At 36.7% G+C, this 3,631-nt stretch carries 3 protein-coding genes; 1 reads left to right on the top strand and 2 read right to left on the bottom strand.

Annotated features, from left to right (window positions below):
- Window positions 1-86: 86 nt before the first annotated feature.
- Both CHI06_RS12875 and CHI06_RS12870 read right to left on the bottom strand, forming a co-directional pair.
- Window positions 87-905, bottom strand: coding sequence for an HAD family hydrolase (locus tag CHI06_RS12875; RefSeq protein ID WP_095248955.1), 819 nt, complete (start codon window positions 903-905; stop codon window positions 87-89).
- Between the two features lie 97 nt (window positions 906-1,002).
- Window positions 1,003-1,443, bottom strand: coding sequence for a hypothetical protein (locus tag CHI06_RS12870; protein ID WP_095248956.1), 441 nt, complete (start codon window positions 1,441-1,443; stop codon window positions 1,003-1,005).
- A 190-nt stretch (window positions 1,444-1,633) separates the two neighbouring features.
- Between CHI06_RS12870 and CHI06_RS12865 the strand changes: the two genes are divergently transcribed.
- Window positions 1,634-3,469 carry a dihydroorotate dehydrogenase gene (locus tag CHI06_RS12865; RefSeq protein ID WP_095248954.1) on the top strand — a complete coding sequence of 612 codons (1,836 nt, stop codon included), beginning with the start codon at window positions 1,634-1,636 and terminating at the stop codon, window positions 3,467-3,469.
- Window positions 3,470-3,631 lie beyond the last annotated feature (162 nt).

Here is a 3,631-nt window from a genome sequence, read left to right as displayed (position 1 = left end):
CAGAGTGCCAAAATCAATAATAAGCTTTAACTTAGCCAAAATAAAAAAGCCCAATTTCCTTCACATTAACGGAAATTGGGCTTTTTTTATTTTACGACTGCTTCTGTATGAAGATTTAGCAGATGACGAACTGCATGGGCAAATCCATCTTCGTCATTCGATTTTGTGATGATGTCTGCTTTTTGCTGGACAAGAAGCGGTGCATTTGCCATTGCAACAGAAGTGGTTGCTACCTCGAACATAGCAAGGTCATTACCGCCATCACCAAAAGCAATAATCTCTTCGAAATTAAGATTCATCATTTTCTGGTATCGCAATAATGCTTTTCCCTTATGCGCTTCATTTGAAGTGATTTCTACATTATTTGGAAATGAAGAAGCCATTGAAATATCAAACTTACCTTCAAGCGCCTTCTTAACCTCTTCGACTTTTTCTAATTCGTCATGGTGGGTTAAAGCAATTAATTTATAGATTTTCAACTGATCTTTTTCAAGAATTTCATTGTAGTTGAATTCTTCAAAAAGAGTTTTGAGTTCTTCTTTACTTTTTTTATGCAGCGGCGGTAAAGTCGATGGAAAGCCCCCATAATTGGTATAAACTAAGATGCCAACACCTAATCCCTTTAAGATTGGAAACAGTTCATTGTACGTTTCAATCGATATAGTCGCCTCATATAGAAGTTCTCTTTTTTCTGAGAATAACACAGATCCGTTGACACAAAAAATAGGAATCTCTAAATTTTGTAATGCTTCTATTTTAATGACATCAGCATAAGCGCGGCCCGTGTTTAAAATAACAGTATGACCTTGTTCACGCAATTCATTGATGGTTTGCAGGTTAGCTTCAGTTATATCATGTTCAGAATTTAATAACGTCCCGTCTAAATCGATTGAGAAACATTTCATTTTGTAGTCCTCCTATCTATCTCAAAGACTACTATATCAGATATTAGTCGATTAAAAAAAGTTTAATTTTGGAAGGCACATGAAGACTCAGGGTACATTAGTTTATGGAATGCCCCTGAGTCTTTTCACTTTTTCTATCCTTTAAAATGTCTTGAATGATTTCCATATGAAAAGCTGCCCAGGCTTTCTCGCGGAAATGAATCAATACACTAATTCCTAATGTAAGCAGGTAGACGATACAAAAACCTGCCCAAAGCCAAGATCCATCTTTGAATAGGTAGGAAGCTAATTGCTTCGAAAACAGTAGTAACAACCAGGGAGCAGAGGATACCAAGATTGGAATAATGCCTGAACCGTTATATTCTTTTATCATTCGGTAATGGATTAATTGCAGTGTATCACTATCAAGAGACTGATATAGAGCTTGAATCTCTTCAATTTCTTTAAATTCCTTTGTTTCCCTGATGATATCGCCATTATGAATCGTTTTTTTCAATCGCAGAAAAACTTTGTGGGCATCCCCTTTTAAAGAAAACATCACTTGCGCATCCCTCCCTATATTTAGGGTTTCCTAGAGGACTAATCTTTTATTACAAATTCTTATCAAACGTTTGATTCAATTATTACATCAGAAGTTTTCATAATTTTACAATTTCTATATGACTTGTTATTATTATCCAGGATAGGAATTTTGCAAATGATAAATTTATATTTAGAAGGTGTTGTTAATGCCAGATTGGTCTTATCATCCATTAAAAAAACTATTACTAGATAATATGAGACCGACAACAAGCCGAGAGTTTATTCATAAATCCATGAGTACCATTGCATCGCTTCCTGGCGGTCGGAAACTTATTGGTTTTTTAGGACATATGCATCCCCCAAAGGAATTTCGTAAAGAATTGAACGATACTACCTTTCCGTCTCCTATTGGATTAAGCGGCCATATAGATCCTCATTTATCAGGTATTAATGCCTTTCAAGAGTTAGGCTTTGGATTTGTAGAAATTGGACCCATCGTACTGAATGAACCTAAAGCAATAATAGAACCCAGAGTCGAAAATAGCATTATTCTGTTTTCTGAGCATCAAGAGAAGGTTCCACTTAAACTAGCAATTAAAAAATTAACAAACCTAAATATTAAAATCCCAATATTCGCAAAGATTGATGCACAAGTAAACAGCAATGAATGGGATATCATTGTTCAGCATTTAACACCTTTTGTGGATGCTTTTATCGTAACAAGTGAACAAATTAACTCATGGCTAGGTAAAAGTGAAGTATCTTTTGTGCGCCCTTTTTATATATCATTTTCAAATGATGAGGTTAGCAAACACGAAATAGAAATAGGAAAATTAATAAAGCATACATGTATTGGTGGTATTGTCATAAATGCTCCTCGTCGAACGGAGGACAGCTATTGGTATGAAGCTACAAATGCCAATGAAAACCTAGCTAAAACGGTTAAACAGGTTAAAGATAAACACCCTGAACTAATAGTTATAACCTCTGGCGGGGTGGATTCACCAGAGGAAGCCTATGCTTTGGTTCGCGCCGGTGCAGATTTATTGTTGCTATCAGAAGGCTATGTTAAAGCCGGTCCAGGGTTAACAAAACGGATTCATGAACGATTATTATTTGAAGAATTCCGACCTATTAACAGGCAAAACTGGTATTGGTCATTTCTGTTTGGTCTATCCATCTTAATTGGAGGAATCATTGCCCTATATTTTGCATTCACAAGTATTATCCTCCCTTATGATGAATACTTCATCGGTTTGACAAGGGCTGGTATTTTACAAGTCAATCCGCTCATCCTTGCTTTTATGTCACATGATAGAATGGCATTAGCTGGAACCATGATATCTGGAGGAATTTTGTATATCCAACTTGCTCGTCATGGAATTAAAAATGACATGCATTGGGCTAAAGTTGCTTTTCATAGTGCAGCAATCACAGGGTTCATCGGTATTTTTCTTTCAATCGGATATGGTTATTTTGATTGGCTTCACGGTTTATTTTGGCTTATTTTAATGCCGATATTCTTTTTTAGCTTTAGGGAAGGTAAAAAAGTGGCAGGTCCCCCCTTTTCCAGTCATGGAAGTAATGATAGATCGTGGCAATACGGGCTTTATGGACAGCTCATGTTTATTATTCTTGGATTTCTGATAGTAGTAGGCGGTTTAGTGATTTCCACAATTGGTGTATCCAAAGTTTTCGTGTCAACTGACTTAAACTTCCTGTGTATGTCACCGCAAATGTTAGATCAAATAAGTAGCAATTTAATCCCCGTTATCGCACATGACCGAGCAGGGTTTGGCAGTGCCCTTGTAAGTGTTGGTTTGCTTATTCTAATGCTTTCCTTGTGGGGTTTCAGAAAAGGGGAAAGATGGATTTGGAATACCCTTGCGATAGGAGCCTTACCTGCGTTTATCGCTGGGATTGGAACGCATTTATATATTGGATATACAACTTTTGTTCATTTACTTCCTGTTTACTTTTTAGTGATTTTATATTTGTTAGGATTAGGATTGTCTTATCCTTTCTTAAAAAAGAAAGAATGAAGCCGTATCGACAACTCGATACGGCTTTATATATTAATCCAAGCTTCTTTTTTTACAGAAGGCTGTGTTAAACTAGGTTGTTGATTTGCACTCCAGGCGCTATGCTTTCCGCGAGCTCGCCCGTGAGCCTCCTTACAGCTTCGCTCCTGTGGGGTCTCACTT

The organism is Bacillus sp. 7884-1 (genome assembly GCF_002272245.1).
Lineage (GTDB): Bacteria > Bacillota > Bacilli > Bacillales > Cytobacillaceae > Neobacillus.
This window is presented reverse-complemented; position numbering and strand designations above follow the sequence as displayed.

Coding starts and splice junctions, on each gene's coding strand:
- CHI06_RS12875 (WP_095248955.1), bottom strand. CDS start 905: ATGAAATGTTTCTCAATCGATTTAGACGGGACGTTATTAAATTCTGAA.
- CHI06_RS12870 (WP_095248956.1), bottom strand. CDS start 1,443: ATGTTTTCTTTAAAAGGGGATGCCCACAAAGTTTTTCTGCGATTGAAA.
- CHI06_RS12865 (WP_095248954.1), top strand. CDS start 1,634: ATGCCAGATTGGTCTTATCATCCATTAAAAAAACTATTACTAGATAAT.